General features: G+C 55.7%; 25 protein-coding genes. 8 read left to right on the top strand and 17 right to left on the bottom strand.

Going from position 1 to position 24459, the window contains the following annotated elements; all coding sequences use genetic code 11:
• Position 1: 1 nt before the first annotated feature.
• The 4 genes from gspF to gspC are packed head-to-tail and all read right to left on the bottom strand — an operon-like array spanning position 2 to position 5374.
• Positions 2–1210 carry a type II secretion system inner membrane protein GspF gene (gene gspF, locus ACTJJA_RS03115; RefSeq protein ID WP_440666131.1) on the bottom strand — a complete coding sequence of 403 codons (1209 nt, stop codon included), beginning with the start codon at positions 1208–1210 and terminating at the stop codon, positions 2–4.
• On the bottom strand, positions 1210–2688 hold the full coding sequence (gene gspE / locus ACTJJA_RS03110) for a type II secretion system ATPase GspE (protein ID WP_440666129.1): 1479 nt from the start codon (positions 2686–2688) through the stop codon (positions 1210–1212). Before gspE ends, gspF begins: the two co-directional genes overlap by 1 nt.
• 13 nt (positions 2689–2701) lie before the next feature.
• Positions 2702–4630 carry a type II secretion system secretin GspD gene (gspD, locus tag ACTJJA_RS03105; RefSeq protein WP_440666127.1) on the bottom strand — a complete coding sequence of 643 codons (1929 nt, stop codon included), beginning with the start codon at positions 4628–4630 and terminating at the stop codon, positions 2702–2704.
• A gap of 12 nt (positions 4631–4642) precedes the next feature.
• Entirely contained in the window at positions 4643–5374 is a 732-nt protein-coding gene (gene gspC, locus ACTJJA_RS03100; RefSeq protein ID WP_440666565.1) for a type II secretion system protein GspC, read from the bottom strand.
• A 299-nt stretch (positions 5375–5673) separates the two neighbouring features.
• Here gspC and ACTJJA_RS03095 point away from each other — a divergent pair, with 299 nt between their 5' ends.
• Both ACTJJA_RS03095 and ACTJJA_RS03090 read left to right on the top strand, forming a co-directional pair.
• Positions 5674–7161 carry a peptidoglycan-binding protein gene (locus ACTJJA_RS03095; RefSeq protein WP_440666125.1) on the top strand — a complete coding sequence of 496 codons (1488 nt, stop codon included), beginning with the start codon at positions 5674–5676 and terminating at the stop codon, positions 7159–7161.
• Positions 7161–7769 (top strand): hypothetical protein, encoded by a 609-nt coding sequence (locus ACTJJA_RS03090; RefSeq protein WP_440666123.1) that lies wholly within the window; start codon positions 7161–7163, stop codon positions 7767–7769. Before ACTJJA_RS03095 ends, ACTJJA_RS03090 begins: the two co-directional genes overlap by 1 nt.
• Here the strand turns inward: ACTJJA_RS03090 and ACTJJA_RS03085 are convergent.
• The 3 genes from ACTJJA_RS03085 to ACTJJA_RS03075 form a co-directional block, all read right to left on the bottom strand.
• Entirely contained in the window at positions 7766–8389 is a 624-nt protein-coding gene (locus ACTJJA_RS03085; protein ID WP_440666121.1) for a helix-turn-helix domain-containing protein, read from the bottom strand. The genes ACTJJA_RS03090 and ACTJJA_RS03085 overlap by 4 nt on opposite strands.
• 260 nt (positions 8390–8649) lie before the next feature.
• The gene (locus ACTJJA_RS03080; RefSeq protein WP_440666120.1) at positions 8650–9480 is read right to left on the bottom strand and encodes an N-acetylmuramoyl-L-alanine amidase; all 831 of its coding nucleotides are present in this window, start codon (positions 9478–9480) and stop codon (positions 8650–8652) included.
• Positions 9477–9800, bottom strand: a complete 324-nt coding sequence (locus tag ACTJJA_RS03075; RefSeq protein ID WP_006174327.1) for a heavy metal-binding domain-containing protein — start codon at positions 9798–9800, stop codon at positions 9477–9479. Before ACTJJA_RS03075 ends, ACTJJA_RS03080 begins: the two co-directional genes overlap by 4 nt.
• Before the next feature lie 97 nt (positions 9801–9897).
• On the opposite strand from ACTJJA_RS03075, the gene ACTJJA_RS03070 reads away from it, so the two are divergent.
• The 6 genes from ACTJJA_RS03070 (at position 9898) to artJ (ending at position 14424) form a co-directional block, all read left to right on the top strand.
• The gene (locus ACTJJA_RS03070; protein WP_440666118.1) at positions 9898–10416 is read left to right on the top strand and encodes a lipoprotein; all 519 of its coding nucleotides are present in this window, start codon (positions 9898–9900) and stop codon (positions 10414–10416) included.
• A 226-nt stretch (positions 10417–10642) separates the two neighbouring features.
• Positions 10643–11371, top strand: a complete 729-nt coding sequence (artP, locus tag ACTJJA_RS03065; protein WP_440666116.1) for an arginine ABC transporter ATP-binding protein ArtP — start codon at positions 10643–10645, stop codon at positions 11369–11371.
• 19 nt (positions 11372–11390) lie between these two features.
• Positions 11391–12122 (top strand): arginine ABC transporter substrate-binding protein ArtI, encoded by a 732-nt coding sequence (gene artI, locus ACTJJA_RS03060; RefSeq protein ID WP_008500032.1) that lies wholly within the window; start codon positions 11391–11393, stop codon positions 12120–12122.
• A 6-nt stretch (positions 12123–12128) separates the two neighbouring features.
• Complete coding sequence (gene artQ, locus ACTJJA_RS03055; protein ID WP_047346958.1) at positions 12129–12845, top strand: arginine ABC transporter permease ArtQ; 717 nt, start codon at positions 12129–12131, stop codon at positions 12843–12845.
• Positions 12845–13513, top strand: coding sequence for an arginine ABC transporter permease ArtM (artM, locus tag ACTJJA_RS03050; protein ID WP_440666114.1), 669 nt, complete (start codon positions 12845–12847; stop codon positions 13511–13513). Before artQ ends, artM begins: the two co-directional genes overlap by 1 nt.
• Before the next feature lie 179 nt (positions 13514–13692).
• The gene (artJ, locus tag ACTJJA_RS03045; protein WP_033145047.1) at positions 13693–14424 is read left to right on the top strand and encodes an arginine ABC transporter substrate-binding protein ArtJ; all 732 of its coding nucleotides are present in this window, start codon (positions 13693–13695) and stop codon (positions 14422–14424) included.
• Positions 14425–14508: 84 nt separating this feature from the next.
• Here the strand turns inward: artJ and ACTJJA_RS03040 are convergent, their stop codons facing one another.
• The 10 genes from ACTJJA_RS03040 to rimK form a co-directional block, all read right to left on the bottom strand.
• The gene (locus ACTJJA_RS03040; RefSeq protein WP_440666112.1) at positions 14509–15978 is read right to left on the bottom strand and encodes a sensor histidine kinase; all 1470 of its coding nucleotides are present in this window, start codon (positions 15976–15978) and stop codon (positions 14509–14511) included.
• Positions 15962–16669, bottom strand: coding sequence for a response regulator transcription factor (locus ACTJJA_RS03035; RefSeq protein WP_089599001.1), 708 nt, complete (start codon positions 16667–16669; stop codon positions 15962–15964). The genes ACTJJA_RS03040 and ACTJJA_RS03035 overlap by 17 nt, the downstream gene beginning before the upstream one ends.
• 104 nt (positions 16670–16773) lie before the next feature.
• A complete protein-coding gene (rlmC, locus tag ACTJJA_RS03030; RefSeq protein WP_440666110.1) occupies positions 16774–17913 on the bottom strand; it encodes a 23S rRNA (uracil(747)-C(5))-methyltransferase RlmC in 1140 nt (379 codons plus the stop codon).
• A gap of 40 nt (positions 17914–17953) precedes the next feature.
• Entirely contained in the window at positions 17954–18427 is a 474-nt protein-coding gene (locus ACTJJA_RS03025) for a YbjO family protein (protein WP_126543541.1), read from the bottom strand.
• Between the two features lie 65 nt (positions 18428–18492).
• Positions 18493–19338 (bottom strand): putrescine ABC transporter permease PotI, encoded by an 846-nt coding sequence (gene potI, locus ACTJJA_RS03020; RefSeq protein WP_042716350.1) that lies wholly within the window; start codon positions 19336–19338, stop codon positions 18493–18495.
• The gene (gene potH / locus ACTJJA_RS03015) at positions 19335–20288 is read right to left on the bottom strand and encodes a putrescine ABC transporter permease PotH (protein WP_440666107.1); all 954 of its coding nucleotides are present in this window, start codon (positions 20286–20288) and stop codon (positions 19335–19337) included. Before potH ends, potI begins: the two co-directional genes overlap by 4 nt.
• Positions 20289–20297: 9 nt before the next feature.
• Positions 20298–21431, bottom strand: coding sequence for a putrescine ABC transporter ATP-binding subunit PotG (gene potG, locus ACTJJA_RS03010; RefSeq protein ID WP_042716353.1), 1134 nt, complete (start codon positions 21429–21431; stop codon positions 20298–20300).
• 102 nt (positions 21432–21533) lie between these two features.
• On the bottom strand, positions 21534–22646 hold the full coding sequence (gene potF / locus ACTJJA_RS03005) for a spermidine/putrescine ABC transporter substrate-binding protein PotF (RefSeq protein WP_010429062.1): 1113 nt from the start codon (positions 22644–22646) through the stop codon (positions 21534–21536).
• A gap of 352 nt (positions 22647–22998) precedes the next feature.
• Positions 22999–23475: a YbjN domain-containing protein gene (locus tag ACTJJA_RS03000; RefSeq protein WP_010429060.1), complete on the bottom strand. Its 477-nt coding sequence runs from the start codon at positions 23473–23475 to the stop codon at positions 22999–23001.
• A gap of 63 nt (positions 23476–23538) precedes the next feature.
• Positions 23539–24441, bottom strand: coding sequence for a 30S ribosomal protein S6--L-glutamate ligase (gene rimK / locus ACTJJA_RS02995; RefSeq protein WP_440666104.1), 903 nt, complete (start codon positions 24439–24441; stop codon positions 23539–23541).
• Positions 24442–24459: the final 18 nt, after the last annotated feature.

Genomic DNA, 24459 nt, shown 5'->3' with positions numbered 1-24459 from the left:
GTTAACCCACCATATTATTGAGCTGAAGAAGCGGTTGTAATATTGACAGCACGATAAATAAGACGACTGTCGCCATTGTTACCACCAGTGCCGGTTCAAATACCGACAGTGTTAAAGTAATTCGATGCTGTAATGCCGATTCCTGGTTTTCCGCGGCGCGATCCATTAATGAACCTAATTCCCCGCTCTCTTCACCGGAGGCAATCATGTACAGCATGGTTGGCGGAAAAAGTTTCGCCTGGTCCAGCGCGTTATACAAAGACGCCCCCTGCCGCACGGTATCCGCCGCCTGCTCCAGCACCTGCCGGGCATAGAGGTTTTCAATACCGTCCATCGCGATATACATCCCTTCCAGCAGCGGCACGCTGCTGGCCTGCAGGATGCTGAGCGTGCGGATATAGCGCGCACTGTTGATGGCGCAGACCAGCTTTTTGATCGGCGAGCCATTCACCAGCCAGCTGTTCCAGCGAAAACGGTTCGCCTTTTTCTTTACCCACACCTTAAAGCCGACAGCCGCGCCAAACAGGCCTCCGGCAATATAGATCCCGTACGCCTGCAGAAAATCGCTCACCGCGATCAGCGTACGGGTGGTGATCGGCAGCTGCTGCTTCATATGCACAAACTGCTCGATCACCTGCGGCACGACCGCCACCAGCAGGATGCTGATCACCGCCACCGCCACCACCGTCAGGGTGATGGGGTAAACCATCGCCTGCGTCAGCTTGCTTTTCATCTTCTGGCGCTGCTCGTTGTACTCCGCCAGCTTTTCCAGCACATCGCCCAGATGGCCGGTTTTTTCCCCGGCCATCACCAGCGTGCAGTAGAGCTTGTCGAAGGTGCGCGGGAACTGGCTGAAGGCGTCAAAGAGGGTATGACCTTCCACCACTTTCTCGCGGATTTCGGTCACCATCACCGCCAGCTTTTTGTCTTCCGTCTGCTTCGAAATCGCCTTCAGGGCGCTTTCCAGCGGCAGCGACGCATTGACCAGCGTCGACAGCTGACGGGTAAACATCGACAGCACCGGCACAGAGAGTTTGGCCCCGGTTTTGGCTTTTGTGCTGGCCGCGTTTTCATGGGTTTCGGTGATGGTGAGCGGCATCAGCTTCTGCTCACGCAGCGACTGACGCACCTGCTTTGGCCCTTCCGCCTGCAGCGTGCCGCGCTGGGTTTTCCCGGCGGCATCGGTGGCGGTCCACGCGTAGAAAGCCATTATTCATCGCCTCCACGCTCGGCGGTTACGCGCATCACCTCTTCCAGCGAGGTGACGCCGCTGATGACTTTCATCAGGCCGTTTTCGCGCAGGCTGTAGGCCTGTTTGAAAAGCTCGGTCTCAATGGACATTTCATCTTTGTCTTCATGAATGGCGCGGCGCATGGTGCTGTCGACCACCAGAAACTCGTGAATGCCCGCGCGTCCCTGATACCCGCTCTGGCGGCAGTGCTCGCAGCCAACGGCGCGATAGATGGCCTTCGGGGGCGTATCCATAAAGCTAAACAGCGCTTTTTCATTGTCATCCAGCGGACTGGTGGTACGGCAGTGGGAACACAGCCGACGCACCAGACGCTGGGCAATGACGCCGAGTAGCGACGAACCGATCAAAAAGGACTCGAGGCCCATATCCCGCAGGCGGGTGATGGCCCCCGCCGCGCTGTTAGTATGCAGCGTAGACATGACCAGGTGACCGGTGAGCGACGCCTGCACCGCAATTTGCGCGGTTTCACCGTCACGGATCTCCCCGATCATCACCACGTCCGGATCCTGACGCAAAATGGCGCGCAGGCCGCGGGAAAAGGTCATGTCCACGCGCGGGTTGACCTGCGTCTGTCCCACCCCTTCCAGCTCGTACTCAATCGGATCTTCGACGGTCAGAATGTTGCGTTCATGCCCGTTCAGCGCCGAAAGGATGGCGTACAGGGTGGTACTTTTACCGGAGCCTGTCGGCCCGGTGACCAGGATAATGCCGTGGGGGCGGCCAATCAGCCCTTTCAGTTTTTCCAGCTCTTCATCGATGAGTCCGAGCTTGTTGATGTCCGGCTTCAGGTTGCTCTTATCGAGCAAACGCATGACCACGCGCTCGCCGTACTGCGAGGGAATGGTCGACACGCGCACGTCGATCGCTTTACGGCCAATGCGCAGCGAGATACGCCCATCCTGCGGCAGGCGCTTTTCGGCAATGTCGAGCTTCGACATGACTTTAATACGCGACACCAGCAGCGGCGCGAGCTTGCGCGCAGGCTGCAGCACCGGGCGCAGCACGCCGTCAACGCGAAAACGGATGCTCAGCGTGCGCTCAAAGGTTTCGATATGGATATCCGATGCGCCGTCTTTCACCGCCTCGCCGAGAATGGCGTTGATCAGGCGGATCACCGGCGAGTTTTCGTCGTTATCGAGCAGATCTTCGTTGTCCGGGATCTCCTCGGTTAACGCCATCAGATCGATATCCGCATCCATGTCGTCCACCAGCTGCTGAGAGACGCCGCTGTTCTGCTGCCAGATTTTGGCCAGCATTTCATCGAACGCTTCGGCGCTCAGCGTCTCGGGCACAAAGGCGCGTCCCAGCACCCGGCGCATCTCCAGCAGGGCGAACGCGGGAACGTCTTCACGGATATAGACCGCGTCGTTCCAGTACAGGATGCCGTTATCTTTAGCAAAGCTGCTGGTACAAAGCTGTTTCGTCAGTTCATCCACGCATCACCTCCGCTTACTCTTTGAAGGGGTTGCGGGACGCGGACGTCGCGGTTACGCCAACGGGCGCGGCGTGACTCTGCGTTGGATAGGCTGGCAGAACAGGGCTATCACTGTTTTCCAGAATGCCGAGTTTTTGCTCTTCCATACGCTGCTGCTGACGCGCGCGGATCTGATCGTATTTCTCTTTCGTCGCCGCGCTGTAGTTGTCATCATCGCGCAGCACGGTGGTGTGGATAAACACCATCAGGTTGCGTTTCGAATTGTCCTGCGAGGTGTAGCGGAACAGCTGACCCACCAGCGGCAGATCGCCCAGCAGCGGCACTTTCGAGACGTTCTGTTTGTTGACGTTTTCCATCAATCCGCCCAGCACAACCGTCTGCCCACTGTGAACCATCACTTCGTTATTGATGGTACGGGTGTTGAAGGTTGGGCCAAGGCTGGCGTCTTCGGTGGCGCTGGCATCTACGCTGGAGACTTCCTGCTCAATCTTCAGGTGGATCATGTCCCCGTCGTTGATCTGCGGCACAATCTTCAGCTTGGTACCGACGGTTTTACGCTCAACCGAGTTAAATACGTTGTCGCCACTGGTGGTCTGGGAACCGGACAGTACCGGCACATCCTGACCGACGTTGAACGAGGCTTCTTTGTTATCCAGCGTGACCACGCTTGGCGTAGAGAGAATGTCGTTCTTACCGCTGGTAGAGAGTGCTGTCAGCAGCGCGCCATAATCACCGTTAAAGAAGCCGGTCGCCAGGCCGGTAAAGCTTGCCCCTTTGAGCGTGCCGTTTTTGATCTGGCTGATAGGCAGGCCGGTCGAGCCAAACTGCACGCCGCCGTGCTTGCCGGTCCACTGCACGCCTAAATCCATGCCGTTACCGTCCTGCACTTCAGCAATGATGGCTTCCACCAGCACCTGCGGACGGCGAATGTCCAGCTTGTCGATCACCTTCTCCAGCGAGTTCATGACGTTTGGCTGGGCGGTGATCACCAGTGAGTTGGTCGACTCATCGGCGGTGATATTCAGATCGCTGTTGGTGGTCGTGGTTTTGCTTTTCGCCGCGCCAGCTTTGTCTTTCAGCTGCTCACCAATGCCGGTCAGCACCGGCACCACTTTCGAGGCGTTAGCGTATTTCAGGTAGAAGACGCGGGTATTACCCTCGTTATTCTGCTCGCGATCGAGCTGGCCAATCAGCGAACGGGTGCGCGTACGCGCATCTTCGGTGCCGCTGATCACCAGGCTGTTGGTTTCGTCATCGGCCACCACTTTGGTCGCCAGCTGCGGTGCGTTCTGCCCTTTCTGCTCTTCATTGTTGAGGTTGTTCAACATATCGGAGAGCTCTTTGGCGGACGCATAGCGCAGCGGCACAATTTCACGACGCTGCATGCCGGAACGATCCACGCGCTCAACCAGGTCCACCAGGCGGTTCACCACCGAGGCTTTACCGGTTAACAGCAGCACGTTGGAGGGTTCAAAGTGCACCACGTTGCCAATGCCCGAGGCATCATTCAGCTGGCGCAGCAGCGGGGCCAGCTCGCGCACCGGCACGTTTTCCATACGCACCACGCGGGTGATGATCTCATCCCCTTTGCCCGGGTTTTTGCTGTCGGCCACCGGCACACCGGCGGTACGCGCCACGCTGGACCGCACCACTTTGACCATGCCGTTATCCATCGGGATGACCGACAGACCGTAGAGATCCAGCACGCTCAGGAAGAACTGATAATATTCCTCTTCCGACAGCACGTTATAGGTTCTGACCGACACGGTGCCCTGAACGGACGGATCGACCAGAATGGTTTTATTCAGATTGCGACTTACCGTATCGATAAATTCGCGAATATCGGTATTTTTAAAGCTGGCGCTAAAGTTGGCTGCAAGCAGCGAACTGGAATATAACGACAATGCGGTCAGCGCCACGCACGCCCACGGAAATTTCTTCATGATGTACACTTGTTAATTGTTTAAAACATTAACCCGAATATTTTCAAGGTGAGCGTGCCGCCTTACGACGACGTCCGCCTCTTTCATTTTCGACCAGTTGGCGATGATATTTTTCGCCTGCGCTTCTTTCGTCATATCGACGTCGTTGACTTTCACTACCACATCCCCTTTTTCCAGTCCTATATCGCTGTAAAAAGGAGACGCATTCCGTGGATTAATATTAAAGCCTTCCAGTTGGCCCTTATCGATTAACGGTTTTAACACCAGATAATCATCGAGATGCAGACTGTCGGCGCCTGCATCTTTTTTCGATTTGGTGACCGGGCCGCTGTCAACGCCGCCCTTAAAATACGCCGGTTTCTTGAGGGCCAGCGTCTGTTTCGCCCCCTCGTACTGCACAACGACGTTATCTTTATTAATTTCATCCACATACGCATCATCGAAGCCGACAAGCGGCTCTCCTTCCCGGTAGCTCTGCTGCCCGGCGGGTGTCTTGATCACGGCAAACGACAGCCAGGATTCATCGCTGCGAATAATGCCTTCGATTTCTGCGGATAACGGCGCTTTTACCGCAGCGGGCGCGTCGCTTTGACGCACTGCAGCGGTGAAAAGGCCAAAGTTTTTTTCAGCGTCACGGTTTTTTAGCGCCGGCTTATCCGCATTCGCTAACTTATTCGTAACTTTCTTATAATCTTTATAAACGACATAACCCTGCTGGCTGCAAAATATCAGCATGACAAGCATAATGCAGGGTGTCATTACACGGGAAAGGAGTGCGTTCCTCATTATTTATCCGGCCTTTTAGCAAAGCAGTCATTCGCAGCGACGTGCTGCATCACTTAGTGAGTTAATAATAATCAGCACCCTGAATGCCGACCATCTGCTTCGCTATTAACTTTCATGAAGAAATTTATTGACCGGGAAAAAGGGGAATGTTAGAGGCGACGGTCAGGTTATTTTTACTCTGGTGTTAAATTGACCAGGGCTGGTGCATACCTTACTTTTCGCCCATTGCTATTAAAGAGAAGAGACGGTCAGTCGCTATGTATCAGAGTCATTTTAAATTCAGTACCCCTCCGTTCAGAACAATCACCCGTAAATCGGGTGATTTTCTGGTGCCTTATCATCAGGATGTGTTCAATCTTCTGAAAGAGAAAAGCCAGCAGGCAGGGATCACCGGACTCTTTTACCACGACAGTGAACTGCTGGGGCAGTTCAGCGATGCGCTGAAGAGCAGCAGCACCGTCGTCTCAATTAACGCGTTTCCAAAGCTGAGCGCCAACAGCCTGCTGTATAAGCTCAACCCGTCGGCGAAAGAGAGCAAAAATAAACTGCAGGCCGTGGATGCCGTGCTGCGCCAGTGGCGGGATAGCCGTGCAACGCATAAGGTGCTGGTCATCACGCACGCTGAGGCGATGAAGAACAACAGCTATGATGTGCTGGCCATGCTACTGACGCGTGCCCAGGAGCTGGACGTGCGTTTGTCGGTCATCCTGATGGGCAGTGAAGATCGGGAGACGATGCTGACAGACTCCGCGCTGCAGGAATTTGTTCTGACCAGCCACACCCTGCGCAGCCTGACCTGCCGCGAATTCCTGAGCTATGTTGACGCCCAGTGCCAGGAGCACGGCGCTGACGTCTCCCCGCTGACGCCCGCTCGCGTGAAAAAGATCCACGCCCTGACCAAAGGCAACGTCAGCAAGCTGAACGAGCTGGCGCACCTTTCCATGCTGGCCGCGTGGACCGAACGTGCGCCGATCGTCGGGCCGCGTCATTTGCGTCTGGCCACCGGTGAAGTCCTTCCGGCACCGAAACGCGGAAAAACGCTGGCCTCCATCGGGCTGTTCGCCTCCGTCCTGTTCGCCGCCTGCGGCTGGATGATGACCTCTTCCATCACGGCAAAACTGCCGGTCATCGAACATGAAGTGGTAAACCAGCCAGATGCTATGCATCAGCTTTACGCCATGTGGGGGTATGACGCTTCAGCAGACGTCGCGCTGTGTCAGAATGCCGATAAAGTGAACCTGATGTGTAAACAGGGAAATGCCACCCTGGACTCGCTGGCGAATGAAGGGTATCCGTGGGTCAGCGAAATGAAAACGGGCGATCATATTAACTACGCCGTGGTGGCGCGAGCAGGAAAAGATTCCCTCGACCTGCTGATGAATAACCGCACCTGGCAGGTAAGCCGCACCTGGTATAACCAGCACGCGACGGGGAATTACACCCTCCTGCATCGCCTGACGCCGGAAGGCAAAGACGAAATCACCGCCGCCAGCGGCAGCAAAGATCTCGAATGGCTGGATCAGCAGCTGAGCGTGGCGCTGGGCGAAAGCGAAACGCACGATAAAAACTGGACGGCGGAGCTGATGAAACGCACCCGCGAATTCCAGCAGAAAATGCACCTTCACGTGGACGGTATTCCGGGCGAAGACACGCTGATGCAGCTGATGCGCGAAACCCATACCACGCCGAGCGTGTTGATCCAGTCAACCCAGGCCAACCCGACTACGCAAGAGAAGCACGCATAATGTCTACCATCTGCCTTGCTGCCCAGCGCAGCTACACCACTGGAGAACCGGTGTGGTTCTCATGGCGTTTACCGTCGTTCAGTAACATCCTCAGCGTGACCGCGCTGTGGTGTCTTGGGCTGTGTGCACTGATCGCGGCCGGTCTTTATGCGCACGTTTACTGGAATTTGCGCCACCCGACGCCCGTGATAAAAAAGGTGAGCGTGGCGAAACCGGAAACCACGCTTTCTGATATGCATTACGTGTACGTGACGAAGCCGTTCCCACACCCGCATCCAAAACCCCAGCCGGTAAATATGCAGGAAAATCTGCCACCGATGGACAATATGCCCATTAATAGCGACGAAAATGACTGGCAGCAGGCACCTGATGGCGCGTTACCGGATAGCCCCGTCGCGCATGACACCTCGCGCGATACCTTACCCGGCACCGAGGCACACGAACAGGCGATGAAATCGGATGACGACAGCTCATTAAAAGAATTGTTTATGCAGGCGCTAAAACAGCAGCAGGATGATATGTCGAAGGGAAAAATGCCCGCGCCACCGGTTGATGAGACGCAGAAGGCGTCTCCTTCTGGGATAAAAGGAGACGCCGGAGGGGATTAGTATTTTTCAGGTAAGGTCGTCAGGCTGAGCAGTCGCCCTTTTTCCACCACAATATATTGCCCTTTTTTCAGGTCAGAAAGGATTTTAATAATGGTGCTGCGTGCCAGGTTGGTGTATTCCTGAATATAATCATAAATATTGATATCACGCTGTTGTTGAACGATAAGCTCATTAATTTCAATTAAAAACTCACGCACCACGGAATAAGCGCTGCGGGCAACTAAAACATCGTCACGCTTGCTGAGCATAAGGATATACCATGCCAGCACTTTGGTTAACTCGGGCCACAGCCCTTGCTGGGTCATTAACCGCTGGAATTCATCTTTATGAATGGTGCGCACCACGGTATTGCTGCGTACAACGCCCTGCATATGTGTAGAGTTATAAAAAATGGCGGAGAGACCAAAAATACACTGCCCCTGCAGAGTAAAAATACATAAATCATCAGAGGAACGACGGAATTCAACTTCACCACTGATAATGATATGAATATTATCTGAGTTTTCCGTTGATATCTTCTGCCATTTTCTTAATGTTTTTTCCTCATATCCTGAGGTTGCTTCAATAATAGCGCCCATTTCATTATGAGGACGCGTGCCTTTAGCAAAAATAGTTAACATTGTTATACCTAATTAAGATGTTAAAATGAGAAATTATGCGGCAAACATTAATGTTGCCGAAAAGTTACTTTTGTATTCTTTTAAAATTAAAAAAACCAAATCAACGCTGTTTTTTAAATTGATTCATGTAGTGAATCGATGAGTCCATCTTAATTGAGGGCAATTTTAAATCAATTAACTTAAAATGAATTGAGAATGTACTTAAGATTAATCTGAAGAGCATTAATAGCTAATCTTTCGCTTCGGGGCATTCCGAAGAATTACCCCTGCCCGTATTTCTCTAAAAGTGCTTCTGCGATGGCCATCGTTTCGACGTCAGCGACGCCGTTCCACAGCTGAGGACGGAAATGCATCTGGAACACCATGATGACCCGTTTCTGCTGCGCGGGGGTGCTATTTTCGGGCACCTCGTAGCCGTAACGCGCCAGCAGATCGAGTAACGTGGCGGTATCTACCGCCTGATAGTGCGGTCGGCTATTGATATAGAACGTGACGCGATCGGGATCGGGCCAGGCGCCAATCCCCTGCTGCGCCAGCTCGCGCCACGGAAACAGCGGGCCAGGATCGTCTTTGCGCTGCGGCGCAATGTCAGCATGGGCCACCACGTTCTCAGGTTTGATGTTGTAGCGGGCGATGATATCTTTGGCGAGCGGCACCAGCGCCGCAATTTGCACAGGTGCGAACGGCGTAAAATGCTTCACCCCGGCCGTTTTCTGCCAGCCACGGTTCTCCAGCTCAATGCCCACCGACGTATCATTAATCCGGTTAGTGCCGCGCCAGAAGCTGATCCCCGCATGCCAGGCCAGTTCGCTTTCAGGCACCAGTTGCCAGATGCGCGGCTTACCGTCCGGTGCCGGGGGGTTGGCAGGGATCAAATAGTGAGAGCTGACGTTTTTATCCGTCAGCGTGGCCAGCGAGCTGTCAAAATCATCCGCGGTATAGTGGATAACCAGCACCTTGATACGCGGGTAGGCCGCCTGCGCCTGGTGGCGGGTATCCAGCTCGTAGGCACCTTTATCAATAACACCCTTTTCCGTGGCGCACCCTGCCAGCAGCAGCGCCAGCAGGAGTGTTGAAAACGAACGTTTCATCGACGGGTTTTCACCGCCGTGCCGCTAACGCTCACCATCAGCATGCTGGCGTCTTTACCGACGGTTTCGTAGTCGATATCAATACCGACAACGGCGTCTGCACCCAGCGCTTTCGCCTGTTCGCCCAGCTCTTTAAAGGCAATTTCGCGCGCCTTGCGCAGCTCTTTCTCGTAAGCACCCGAGCGTCCGCCGACGATGTCGCGAATACCGGCAAAAAAGTCGCGGAAGATGTTGGCGCCCAGAATCGCTTCGCCGGTCACTACGCCGCAGTACTCGGTAATAGGTTGCCCTTCCAGGGTTGGGGTGGTTGAAAACTGCATACTTTCTCTCCTTCTTTAGCGTTCAATGCCTTACCACCAGCATTATCGGTTCGTTACGCTATGATTGAAAGGATAGTTAATAAATAAGGAAATCAACATGCGCTACTCTGCTTTAACGCTTTTAGTGCCTTGCGCGCTGGTGCTCAGCGCGTGCACCACCCCGGTCACGCCAGCCTTTAAGGATATCGGTACCCGCAGCGGCCCCTGCATTGACGGTGGCCCGGATACCGTGGCGCAACAGTTCTATGATTATCGTATTCAGCTTCGCGGTAACGATCTTACTGCCCTTCGTCCGTATTTGAGCGACGGTCTGGCCAAACTGCTGAACGATGCGACCCGCGATCCGCAGCATAACGCGCTGCTTCAGTCGGACCCGTTCTCCAGCCGTGCAACGCTGCCCGACAGCGCCGAGGTCGCGAGTGCTTCCACCATCCCAAACACCGATGCGCGAAACATCCCGCTGCGCGTGAAGCTGACTCAGGGCACCCAGTCCTGGCAGGATGAAGTGCTGATGATCCGCGAAGGCCAGTGCTGGGCCGTCGACGATGTACGCTACATCGGCGGCAGCGTTCATGCCCCGGCTGGCACGCTGCGACAGTCGATTGAGAACCGCTAACTCATCAGTAAAATAATTGTTAACCCCGTAAAATGTCCGGCATTTCTCGCGGAATGCCGACATTTATACTCGCCCCCCTTGCCCTTCGCTATTTTGTGCTATGTTTAAGAGGAAACACGGGTTATATTTAACTTTTAACGCAGAAATATTGCATAACTATTCTGTCAACGGTACTATCTGCGGCCTCAATTGCTATAGATTGCCTGGATGAGTAAAGACTGCCCCGATGAGTATTAAACTAAACGGCATTAACTGCTTCTACGGCGCACACCAGGCGCTGTTTGACATCACGCTGAACTGCCCGGAAGGCGAAACGCTGGTTTTGCTTGGCCCAAGCGGTGCAGGCAAAAGCTCCCTTCTGCGTGTCCTTAATCTGCTTGAAATGCCCCGTTCAGGTACGCTGGCTATCGCCGGTAACCATTTTGATTTTGCGAAAACGCCGTCTGATAAAGCGATTCGCGAACTGCGTCAAAACGTCGGCATGGTCTTCCAGCAATACAATCTCTGGCCGCATCTGACCGTGCTGCAAAACCTGATTGAAGCCCCGTGCCGCGTGCTGGGGTTAAGCAAGGATCAGGCGGTAGCGCGTGCTGAAAAGCTGCTGGAGCGACTGCGCCTGAAGCCCTACAGCGACCGCTATCCGCTGCACCTTTCCGGCGGTCAGCAGCAGCGTGTGGCGATTGCCCGCGCGCTGATGATGGAGCCCGCGGTACTGCTGTTTGATGAACCGACGGCGGCGCTGGACCCGGAAATCACCGCCCAGATCGTCAGCATCATTCGCGAGCTGGCGGAAACCAATATTACGCAGGTGATCGTTACCCACGAGGTGGAAGTGGCGCGTAAAACCGCCAGCCGAGTGGTGTATATGGAAAACGGGTATATCGTTGAGCAAGGTGATGCGGGCTGCTTCGCTAACCCGCAAACCGATGCCTTCAAAAACTATTTATCTCATTGATTGTGTCAGGGGAAATATAATGAAAAAAGTATTACTTGCCGTGCTGCTTGCTGGCGTTACCCTTTCCGCTACCGCAGCCCAGACCATTCGTTTCGCCACGGAAGCGTCTTATCCTCCGTTTGAATCCATCGATGCGAACAACAAAATTGTGGGCTTCGACGTGGACCTGGCTAACGCCCTGTGTAAAGAGATCGACGCGACCTGTACCTTCAGCAACCAGGCGTTTGACAGCCTGATCCCAAGCCTGAAGTTCCGCCGCATCGACGCCGTCATGGCCGGTATGGACATCACCCCTGAGCGTGAAAAGCAGGTGCTGTTTACTACCCCTTACTACGACAACTCCGCCCTCTTCATTGGTCAGAAAGGGAAATTCACCTCTGTCGACCAGCTGAAAGGCAAAAAAGTCGGCGTGCAGAACGGCACCACGCACCAGAAATTCATCATGGATAAACATCCGGAAATCACCACCGTTCCGTATGACAGCTACCAGAACGCGAAGCTGGATCTGCAGAATGGCCGTATCGATGGCGTATTTGGTGATACCGCTGTCGTGACCGAGTGGCTGAAAGCGAACGACAAGCTGGCGCCAGTGGGCGACAAAGTGACCGATAAGGATTACTTCGGTACCGGTCTGGGGATTGCCGTTCGTCAGGGCAACACTGAGCTGCAGCAGAAATTCAACGCTGCGCTGGAAAAAGTGAAGAAAGACGGCACCTACGAAACCATCTACAAAAAATGGTTCCAGAAGTAATTCCTGATGAATGAAATTTTTCCTTTAGCAAGCGCCGCCGGGATGACCGTCGGCCTTGCCGTTTGCGCACTGATTATCGGCCTCGTGCTGGCGATGTTCTTTGCGGTGTGGGAATCAGCAAAATGGTTCCCCGTCGCCTGGGCAGGCTCCGCGCTGGTCACCGTGCTGCGTGGGCTACCGGAAATTCTGGTGGTCCTGTTTATCTATTTCGGCTCCTCGCAGCTGCTGCTCACGCTGTCTGACGGCTTTACCCTCAATCTCGGTTTTGCACAGATCCCGGTGCAGATGCAGATTGAAAACTTCGATGTCAGTCCGTTCCTGTGCGGCGTGATTGCCCTCTCCCTGCTCTATTCCGCGTACGCGTCGCAAACCCTGCGCGGTGCGCTGAAGGCCGTACCGCAGGGACAGTGGGAGTCAGGTCAGGCGTTAGGTTTGTCGAAATCAGCGATTTTCTTCCGTCTGGTGATGCCGCAGATGTGGCGTCATGCCCTGCCGGGGCTAGGTAACCAGTGGCTGGTGCTGCTGAAAGATACCGCGCTGGTGAGCCTGATAAGCGTTAACGATCTGATGCTGCAAACCAAAAGCATCGCCACCCGTACTCAGGAGCCCTTTACCTGGTACATTGTGGCGGCGGCGATCTACCTGGTGATCACGTTGCTGAGTCAGTACATCCTCAAGCGTATTGACCTGCGAGCGACGCGCTTTGAACGGAGACCAGGCTGATGCTTGAATATTTTCCCGAGCTAATGAAAGGGCTGCACACCAGCCTGACGCTGACCGTGGCGTCTATTATCGTGGCCCTGATCATGGCGCTTATTTTCACCATCATCCTGACGCTGAAAACGCCGGTTCTGGTGTGGATTGTACGCGCTTACATCACCCTGTTTACCGGTACGCCGCTGCTGGTGCAGATCTTCCTGATTTACTACGGCCCGGGGCAGTTCCCGTCGCTGCAGGAGTATCCGGTCATCTGGCATCTGCTCTCTGAGCCGTGGCTGTGTGCCCTGATTGCCCTTTCGCTGAACAGTGCGGCCTATACCACCCAGCTGTTCTACGGGGCGATCCGTGCCATCCCGGAAGGACAGTGGCAGTCCTGCGGGGCGCTGGGCATGAGCAAGAAAGACACGCTGGCGATCCTGCTACCGTACGCCTTCAAGCGCGCGCTCTCTTCCTATTCCAACGAAGTGGTGCTGGTGTTCAAGAGTACATCTCTGGCCTACACCATCACCCTGATGGAGGTGATGGGCCACGGACAGCTGCTGTACGGACGCACCTATGACGTGATGGTGTTCGGCGCGGCAGGGCTGGTTTATCTGGTGGTTAACGGTCTGTTGACGCTGATGATGCGCCTGATCGAGCGTAAAGCGCTGGCGTTTGAGCGCAGAAATTAATCAGAAAAATGCATAAATCTGTATTTTAAAAGCGGGTAACCCAATGGGTTATCCGTTTTTTTTTATTCTCACTATAATATTTAATCATATTTATTGCATATAAATTCATTAACTGGCATTGTACATCCATGCCGCAGACACGGCGCATAATGACAAGATAGACAGACGGGAGCATTACAATGAAAAAGTTAGTTCTGGCCGCATTACTGGCAACGTTCGCCGCTGGCGCATCCGCTGCGGATAAAATCAATTTTGGCGTTTCCGCCACCTATCCGCCGTTTGAATCGCTGGATGCCAGCAACCAGATCGTCGGTTTCGACATCGATCTGGCGAAAGCACTGTGCAAACAGATGCAGGCCGACTGCACCTTTACCAACCATGCCTTCGACAGCCTGATCCCGTCGCTGAAATTCAAAAAATACGATGCGGTGATCTCCGGAATGGACATCACGCCTGAGCGCAGCAAGCAGGTTGCGTTCACCGACCCGTACTACGCCAACTCGGCGGTGGTGATTGCGAAGAAAGGCGCTTATACCTCTTTCGATCAGCTGAAAGGCAAACGCATCGGGATGGAAAACGGCACCACGCACCAGAAATACCTGCAGGACAAACATCCTGAGGTGAAAACCGTGGCCTATGACAGCTACCAGAACGCGATTATCGACCTGAAAAATGGCCGTATCGACGGCGTATTCGGCGACACCGCCGTGGTGAACGAGTGGCTGAAGACCAACCCGCAGCTGGGCACCGCCACGGAAAAAGTGACCGATCCACAGTACTTCGGCACGGGTCTGGGTATCGCGGTACGTCCGGATAACAAAGCTCTGCTGGAAAAACTGAACGGTGCGCTGAAAGCGATTAAAGCGGACGGTACGTATCAGAAAATTAGCGACCAGTGGTTCCCGCAGTAATGTCTTTTGCCGGGTGACGGCGTCGCCTTACCCGGCCTACGGGGGGAATTGTAGGCCGGATAAGCGTAGCGTCATCCGGCAATTCTACAGCGGTACAAAGAAGCGAAAACGCGCCCCGCTCACCGACTCCATCAGCCTGATCCCGCCGCCGTGCAGTTCCAGCATCCGCTTAACGATTAACAGTCCCAACCCGCCGCGATTCTCGCGAGATGCCTGGGTATTTAAAGCCGATGGCCGCTGAAACAGATCCTCTCGCAGCGCGGCATCGACGCCCGTTCCATTGTCTGCCACTTCGACCTGAAGCCGTTCATTCTCCTGCCAGACCGCCAGACGAATTTCCCCGCCGGTTGGCGTATGGCGCATCGCGTTATCGAGCAGGTTGGTCACCACGCGTTCGATCATCGACACATCGGCGTTAATCAGCGGCAGCGGTCCCGGCACGTCAATATGCAGATTCACCTCGCGCGTGCGGGCGGTGAGCTCAAACTTCTGCGCCACGTCGGAAATCAGCTCCGCCATCGCGAAACGCTCGCGCTGCGGCTTAATACCGCCGTGCTCCAGGCGCGCCAGCTCAAACAGCTGCTGTGAAAGATGGCGTACCTTTTGCCCCTGACGCAGCGCGGTAGCGAGATACTGCTGGTGCTCCTGCGGCGTCAGGGTCGCGGATTTTAGCGACAGGGTTTCCAGATACCCCAGCAGCGAGGTCAGCGGCGTACGGAGATCGTGCGAAATGTTGGCGATAAACTCCCGGCGCTGGCGATCGCTGTCGGCCAGCTGGTCCCACTGTTGGGTAATTTTGCGTGCCAGCTCGATAAAGCTGTTGCGCAGGATCGCCACTTCATCCTTTGCCGTCGCGTCCGGCGTCTCTACCGCCAGTTGTCTGATTGCGCTTATGCTGTCCTGATCCAGCCCGGCGACCTCGACCGTCAGCTCTTTTACCGGGCGCGTGACCCAGTACCAGACCAGCAGGCCTGCCAGCAGCCCAAACAGCGCCACCCACAGCAGTGACCACAGCACCGTGCTCCACAGCGCCTTATGCCAGGCCATCTCCGCCAGCGCGTTCGACTCCTCGCCCTGCAAAATAATGTACAGATAGCCTTTTAGCTCGCCGTCCTGCCGCAGCGGCGTGGCGCTAAAGACTTTTTTATTCTGGCTGCGCGGATCGTCGCCCAATACCGGAATAGCGGTACCGCTCAGGAAGGTCTGAACCGGCGCCAGGTCGATTTTTTGCCGCTGAATATGGCCCGGCGGTGCGGCATCGGCCAGGATATCGCCGTCCGGGGAGACGACGTACAGCTCAACGCTCGGATTAAAGGTCATCAGCCGGTCAAACAGCGGCTTGAGTGACGTTCGGTCGACCCTGCCCTGCGCGTCCAGAATCGGTTCGCGCTGGACTATCTGCTGCGCCAGCCCGCCCGACAGCCGCTGCACCATCGCATTACCGTACTGCGTACTGCTGTAGAGCTGTACCACGCAGGCGACGGTGGCGCAGAGCATCATCAACAGGATGAACAGCAGCGTCAGGCGCTGGCTCAGGCTAAAGCGGCGCATCATGATTTGGCTCCGCAAATTTGTAGCCCTTGCCCCAGACGGTGCGAATAATCTCCGGCTCGGCGGCGTCCTTCTCAATCTTGATGCGCAGGCGGTTGATGTGGGTGTTAACGGTGTGCTCATAGCCCTCGTGCTGATAGCCCCAGACCTGCTCCAGCAGCGCCAGGCGAGAAAATACCTCACCCGGATGACGGGCAAAGAAGTAGAGCAGCTCGAATTCACGCGGCGTGAGATCAACCACCTGGCCGTGCAGCAGCACGCTGCGCGCCAGCGGATCGATGGTCAGACCGTGAGCCTGAATTTGCCCGTCGGTTTGCGCCTGCCCCATCGCCTGCTGGCGGCGGAACAGCGCTTTGATGCGCGCAATCAGCTCCTGCACCGAGAACGGCTTAGCCAGATAATCATCGGCGCCGGTTTCCAGCCCGGTGATGCGGTCGGTTTCGCTGCTGCGGGCGCTGATGATGATCACCGGCAGGTAGCGCGTCATCTGACGGATGCGGCGGCAAATCTCCAGACCGTCAACGTTGGGCAGCATCAGGTCGAGGATCACCGCATCCCACGGCTGTTTTTCAAGACGCTGCAGGGCGTTGCCCCCGTCGGGCTCGTGGGTGATGGCGTAGCCTTCGTCTTCTAAATTGAGTCGCAGAAGCGCCGCGATATCGTGGTCGTCTTCCACCAGCAGGATCTGCTTCATGGGTAAGCCTTATTCATTTCTTATGACGTAAGCTTACCTGATTTCGCCGGGATGAAGAGTTCACATTTTGTTGAACATTGTGCGGGGTTCATGCCGGGTGGCGGCTACGCCTTACCCGGCCTACGGATTAACAACGTCAACACTTCATAATGCGCGGTATGCGGGAACATATCGAAAAGCTGCACGCGTTCAATGCGGTAGCCCGGCAGGTTAGCGATATCTTTCGCCATGGTCTGCGCGTTACAGCTGGAGTAGACGATGTATTCCGGTGCCATCTGGCTCAGATAGTCGCACAGCGCCTTTCCGATGCCACGACGCGGCGGGTTCACCAGCACCAGCTCAGGCACGTTGCCCTGGCCGGTGGCGAACTGCGTGGAGTCCAGCGCCTGGAAGCGCAGATTCGTTAACCCCAGCTCGGCGGCGGACTGTTTCGCGCAGGCAATCGCTTCGGCGGAGATCTCAATTCCGGTGAGCTGCATCTCTGGCGTCGCGCAGTGCAGGCCAAAGCCGCCCACGCCGCAGAACAGATCCCACATATGCTGGATGTTTAACGCGCGCACCCAGTCGCGGGCGGTGGCGTACAGACTGCTTGCCACGTCCGGGTTAGTCTGGAAAAAGCTTTGCGGGCGGATCCACAGTGGCACACCGTTGAAATTCTCGGCCAGCGCGTGCTGTTCGGTGAAGAAAATCTCTTTCTCCCCCTCCATGATCGCCATATGCACCGGCTGAATATTTGCGGTAATGACCTTAAGCTGCGAAAGCTGTTCCTGCAGCCACGGTATCGCCGCGCGCAGCTGCGCCAGCTTGGATTCGGTGCGCAGCACGAAGCGCAGCATCATGCCGCCGTCTTTCTGGCTTTCGGTCAGCAGAAGGTATTTCAGCTCGCCGCGCTTGCGGGCGACGTTGTAAGGCGTTAAGCCCGCACGCGCGATAAAAGGTTTCAGTGCGGCAAAGACGGGCTCAAACGAGGCGGGATACAGCGGACAGTCGGTTAAGTCTTCCGGCGTGCCGTCGCGATGCAGCATCCCCAGCAGCGGTTTTTCAACGCTGCCGCTGACCACCATTTTGGCTTTGTTGCGAAAGCCCTGCTCCGGGCCGCTGACGGGTGCGCACCACTCGCCCACCGCGTGTGCTGCCAGCAGCTGTTGCAGGTCGGCCATTTTGGCGGTGAGTTGTTGAGAGACCGGCTGTTCTATCCACTGACAGGAGCGGCAGCGTCCGGCGTCAAAGAGTGCGCACTGCATATGAAAACCTTAAGAATCACGAGGGCTGCGATTATACACATTATTGCAGACGGAAGAACCGCCGACTGGAAGCCGGAACGAAGAGTAGGCAGAGCACCAGCATGTCCGGAAGCTTTTGCATCACCAGCGACTGGAAAATTTCCCGCCGGGAACCGCCGGGAATGCTAAACAGTTCAGGATATCCGTAGCCCAGCGAAGCCGCCCACAAATAACCCGCAGCAATGATTTGCGTCAGCAGATAGACCCAGCGCGCCCAGTTGCGCCCTTTGACCAGCGAGAATGCACAGTAGATTTCAATAAACACCAGCACCAGGCTGCTTAAAAAAACCAGCGTCAGATTCCACGTCTGTACGCTGCGGTGAATGAATTCACCGATGCCGCGGGCGCCTAAGGTGTTCAGAATCATCAGCACGTCCAGACAGCGGATCATAATAATGGCGAGCGCCGCCACCTGCACCAGCGCAGGAACGTTCGGACGAGCATGCGTATGACGTGTTTTTTGAAAGAATCCCAATGTTTTACTTCCCTGAAAAACAGTGCCGCGTCATGCGCGGCACTTCACTGGAAATTTTAAATGCTTCAGCCGCGTCTTGCACGCTGGATATCACGCACCCGCTGCTTTTCCGCGCGCGCCATCAAATACCAGGCGATAAATCCGACAATTCCGACTACGCCGAGGATAATTGACGCCAGGGCGTTGATCTCCGGATTCACCCCCATACGCACGCTGGAGAAGACCAGCATTGGCAGCGTCGTCGCGCCCGGCCCGGAAACGAAGCTGGCGATAACCAGATCGTCGAGCGAGAGCGTAAACGCCAGCAGCCAGCCGGAGATCACCGCAGGCATAATCATCGGCAGCGTGATGATGAAGAAGACCTTCAGCGGCGTGGCGCCGAGATCCATCGCAGCCTCTTCAATGGAGCGATCCAGCTCGCGCAGACGTGACGAGATCACCACCGCCACGTAGGCGGTACAGAAGGTGACGTGGGCCAGCCAGATGGTGAGCATGCCGCGATCCGCCGGCCAGCCGATGGCGTGCGCCAGGGCAACGAACAGCAGCAGCAGCGACAGGCCGGTGATCACATCCGGCATCACCAGCGGCGCGGTGATCATAAAGGCAAAGCCGTTTGAACCGCGAAAACGCCCGAAGCGCACCATCACCAGCGCGGCGATGGTGCCGAGAACACAGGCCATCGTGGCCGCCAGTGCGGCTATGGTCAGGCTCAGCCCCACCGCGCTCATCATCGCATCGTCGTGGAACAGCTCGCTGTACCAGCGCGTCGACCAGCCCGCCCAGACCGTTACCAGCTTAGAGCTGTTAAAGGAGTAGATCACCAGCATCAGCATCGGCGCATACAGGAAGGTAAAGCCAATCACCAGGATCGCAATTCGCCACGGGGAGCGCACTACCGGTAAGTTGTTCATCCGTGGTCTCCCATCTGTTTCTGCTGATGCTTGTGGAACCACATGATCGGCACGATCAGCAGCAGCAGCATGACAATCGCCACCGCCGAGGCCACCGGCCAGTCGCGGTTATTGAAGAACTCCTGCCACAGCACGCGGCCAATCATGATGCTGTCCGGGCCGCCGAGCAGTTCAGGGATCACAAACTCCCCTACCGCCGGGATAAAGACCAGCATTGACCCGGCGATAATACCGCCTTTGGTCAGCGGGACAATGACGCTGAAGAACGTTTTCAACGGGCGCGCGCCGAGATCGAGCGACGCTTCCACCAGCGAGTAATCAATGCGCGTCAGGGCCGTGTAAATCGGCAGCACCATAAACGGTAGATAGGCGTAAACAATCCCGATATAGACCGCAAGGTTGGTATGCAGGATGGTCAACGGCTGGTCGATCACCCCGAGCCACATCAGAAAGTTATTCAGTATGCCGTTGTTTTTCAGGATCCCCATCCACGCGTAAACGCGGATCAGGAACGAGGTCCACGACGGCAGGATCACCAGCAGCAGCAGGATGTTACGCGTCGACGGCTTGCTGTGCGCGACCGCCCAGGCCAGCGGATAGCCCATGAGAAGGCAGCAGATCGTCGAGATCGCCGCCACCTGCAGCGACTGCAAATAGGCTTCGAAATAGAGCGGGTCGTCGGTGAGCTGCAGGAAATTACCCAGGTTTAAGGTCAGCGTCAGCTGCCCGTCGGCCCAGTCCAGCAGATTGGTATACGGCGGGATCGCCCGCGCCATTTCCGCCAGGCTGATCTTGAAAACAATCAGGAACGGCAGCAGGAACAGCAGGATCAGCCAGATATACGGCATGGCGATCACCAGCTTGCGACCGTGGTTCATCTGCACGCGCGCCAGCCAGTAGGCAAAGCCGCCCGGTTTTTTGACGCGGGCTGGAGGTTCAAGTGTACTCATGATCGCTCCTTATACCGTCAGTACGACGCAGCTGTCCGCGTCCCAGCACAGGCGCACTTCGTCGCCCCAGGTCGGCTGTCCCTTGCGATAGCGATGTTCGTTCTGCAACTGGGCGCTGAGCATTTGTCCGCTTTTCAGACGCACATGGTAAATAGACAGGTCGCCCAGATAGGCAATGTGCACCACTTCCCCGACGGCAAAGTTATAGCCATCGGCAGGCGGATCCTCACAGAGCATGATCTTCTCCGGACGCAGAGCAACGTAGACCGGCACGTTATCTAACACCGAGTTATCAGAGTCGACCTTAAGCGGATGCTGCAGCCCCGGCGATTCGATGACCAGCCCGTCTTCCTGACGATCTTTCAACAGCCCTTCGAAGACGTTCACCGAGCCGATAAACTCCGCGCTGTAGCGCGTAGTCGGATGCTCATAAATCTCTTCCGGCTCGCCGATCTGCACGAACTTACCGCGGTTCATGATCGCGATACGTCCGGCCATGGTCATCGCCTCTTCCTGGTCGTGGGTAACCATCACGCAGGTCACGCCCACGCGCTCAAGGATATCCACCACTTCGAGCTGCATACGGTCGCGCAGCTTTTTATCCAGTGCGCCCATCGGTTCGTCGAGCAGCAATAATTTAGGACGTTTTGCCAGACTGCGGGCCAGCGCCACGCGCTGACGCTGGCCGCCGGAGAGCTGGTGCGGTTTACGCTTCGCGAACTCCTGCATGTGTACCAGGCTCAGCATCTCGGCCACGCGCGCGGTAATTTCAGCCTTCGGCAGTTTGTCCTGCTTCAGGCCAAAGGCGATGTTCTGCTCCACCGTCATGTGCGGAAACAGCGCGTAGGACTGGAACATCATGTTAATCGGGCGCTGATACGGCGGCACGCTGGACAGGTCTACGCCGTCCAGCACGATTTGCCCGGCGGTAGGCTGTTCAAAACCCGCCAGCATACGCAGCAGGGTGGATTTACCACAGCCGGATGCGCCCAGCAGCGCGAAGATTTCGCCTTTGTAGATCGTCAGGCTGACGTCGTCCACGGCATGCTGGCCGTCGAAAGATTTGGTGAGGTTACGAATTTCAAGCAGCGGGGTCAGCGCTTTACGGACTTTCGCCTGCGGGCGGGGGATCGCGTCATTCACGGGGTGTTCTCCGGTAGAGATCAAAACTGGTGCAGGCGCACCAGATCGGTGCGCCTGTTGCCGGAGGCGCTAGCGCCTGCCCGGCCTACGACTCACGGTAGCTTATTTACCGCTCTTCACCTTGGTCCACGCGCGGGTACGCACGCGATCAATTTTGGGATCCTGAACTTTCAGGGTGAACAGCTTGGCAAACACATCCGCCGGTGGATAAATCGCCGGGTTATTGCGGATCTCTTCGCTCACCAGCGGCACCGAGGCCTTGTTACCGTTCGCGTAGTAAACGTGGTCGCTGATGTGGGCAATCACGTCCGGACGCATCAGATAGTTGAGGAACTGATAGGCTTCGTCTTTGTTCTTCGCATCAGCAGGCATCGCGAAGACGTCGAAGAACGCCAGCGCCCCCTCTTTTGGAATGAAGTAAGAGACGTTCACGCCGTTTTTCGCCTCTTTCGCGCGGTTAGCCGCCTGCCACACGTCACCTGCCCAGCCGATTGCGACGCAGATGTCGCCGTTCGCCAGGTCGTTGATATACTGGGAAGAGTGGAAGTAGCGAATATTTGGACGCAGCTTCAGCAGCAGATCGGTCGCCGGGCCGGTGTAGTCATTGGCTTTGTTGCTGTTCGGGTCTTTGCCCAGGTAATTCAGCACGGTCGCGAAAATCTCTTCCGGCGCATCGAGGAAGGAGACGCCGCAGCTTTTCAGCTTCTCAAGGTTTTCCGGCTTCAGCACCACATCCCAGCTGTCCAGCTTGACGTCCGGGCCGAGCGCCGCTTTCACTTTATCGACGTTGTAGCCGATACCGGTGGTCGCCCACAGATAAGGCATCGCGTATTTGTTGTCCGGGTCGTGCTTCGCCACCAGCTTCAGCACTTCCGGGTCGAGGTTTTTCCAGTTCGATAATTTGCTCTTATCCAGCGGCTGGAAAACGCCTGCGGTCAGCTGACGCTCAAGGAAGCTCGCAGAGGGCACCACCAGGTCAAAACCGGTGCTGCCCGCCATCAGCTTTCCTTCCAGCACTTCGTTGGAATCGAAAACGTCATAGACCACTTTAATGCCGGTCTCTTTTTCAAAATTAGCGACCGTATCCGGCGCGATATAGTCAGACCAGTTGTAAACGTGCAGCGTTTTTTGTTCCGCAGCGAGCGTGCCGGCAGAGACGGCCATCAGAGCACCCGCAACCAGACCCGATAACCATTTTTTATTCAAGGCGATCATAGTGTTATTCCTTCTGAAAGCTCGTTAACAAACGAACCAAAACTGTGCAATCTGGATATATGCAAAAATCATGCATAGTTTGTCGTTCTGCCCGAAATAAAAATAAACCCCTTTCCTGGCAGGTTCCGCTCGCTTTTTTGTAAGCATCGCAAGAATAACTGTAGCCCGTGTCTCCGGCTATAGCCCAGACGAAAAAACGCCTTTTATCAATTTTTTATGCAGGTTATGTCTACGTGATAAGCCGAAAGGGCCTTCAGGGAGGTGAAAAATTCTTTAAGGAAAGGTTAAAAGCAGCAGAAAAAATGGCGTTATGCAGCCGCTCTGGCAGCGACTGCGCAAAAGTCAGACAGGCTTAGTGGAGAAAATTGGGAGATGCATCATTATTCTCTGCGTCATCTTCCGCGCTATACAGCAGATGATGTGCATTGGCTTCCATCATGACCATCGAAATTTGCTCTTCACTCAAGCGCATAAACCAGGCGAACTGCTTAAAGGATAAGCCAGCACCGGAGAATAAAGACTGGCAAACGACCAGTTTTGGCAGATTATCATCCTGTATGTCGAGAAATGCTTTCACCGTCAAGGAACTGGCGTTGATGGCCGAGAGATCGGAAGCCAGCGCCAGCAGCGCGGACGGCTTCACTTCGGCCAGCGCGGAGAAAAGGATCACGTCGTTTATGAGATCGACTTTAGCATCGAAAATGCCGTCGAAATTTTGCATATGAGGCAGATGCAGCGCCTGGCAGGAATCGCATTCAAAGAAGGTGATACCGGCATCATCGAGCCATTGACGTAACGTATCCAGTGTAGGAACGACCTGTAAATCCATCGCTGTGCAGCCTCTTAAATAAAAACTTTGCATAGATTACGCAAAAAGCGTGCTCAATACCATTTAACCGCCCGTTTTCAGACAGTAACCCGGCGTGGCATGAAGCTCGATCCAGGCGATCATTTTACCCGCAATATCGACACCTGTGGTTTTTTCCACGCCTTCCAACCCCGGCGAGGCATTGACCTCCATGACCAGCGGCCCGCGTGTCGCCCGCAGAAGATCGACTCCGGCCACGTCCAGCCCGAGGGTTTGCGCCGCTTTCACGGCAATTTCCCGCTCGCGCTCGCTGATATCCGCGATCCTGGCAATGCCGCCGCGGTGAAGATTAGAGCGGAAATCACCCTCTTTCGCCTGGCGCTCAATGGCCGCCACCACTTCATTACCCACGACGAAGCAGCGGATATCGCGACCTTTGGCCTCTTCGATATACTCCTGCACCAGAATATGAGCGTTAAGGCCGCGAAAGGCGTCAATCACGCTTTCCGCTGCCTGCCGCGTTTCTGCCAGCACCACGCCAATGCCCTGCGTGCCTTCCACCAGTTTGATGACCAGCGGCGCACCGCCCACCATGTCGATCAGATCGCTGGTGTCGTCCGGTGAATGGGCAATCCCGGTGACGGGAAGATCGATCCCCTGACGGGCGAGCAGCTGCAATGAACGCAGTTTATCGCGGGCGCGGGAAATGGCGACAGATTCATTGAGCGGATAGCTGCCCAGCATCTCGAACTGCCGCAGCGCGGCGGTGCCGTAATAGGTGATCTGAGAGCCGATGCGGGGGATCACCGCATCGAAATGCGGCAGCTTGCGTCCTTTGTAGTGAATCGACGATGCAGCAGGGTCGATGTTCATATAGCAGGACATCGGATCGAGGATCTCAACCTGATGCCCGCGTTTTGCCGCCGCCTCACGCAGGCGCTTACATGAATAGAGCGTTCCATCCCGGGACAATATGGCAATTTTCACCCTGCACCTCTCTGAAGA

This window comes from Enterobacter sp. 22452, from assembly GCF_052045065.1.
GTDB classification, from domain to species: Bacteria; Pseudomonadota; Gammaproteobacteria; order Enterobacterales; family Enterobacteriaceae; genus Enterobacter; species Enterobacter mori.
The sequence above is the reverse complement of the archived record's forward strand: the minus strand, read 5'-3'. Positions and strand labels throughout refer to the sequence as shown.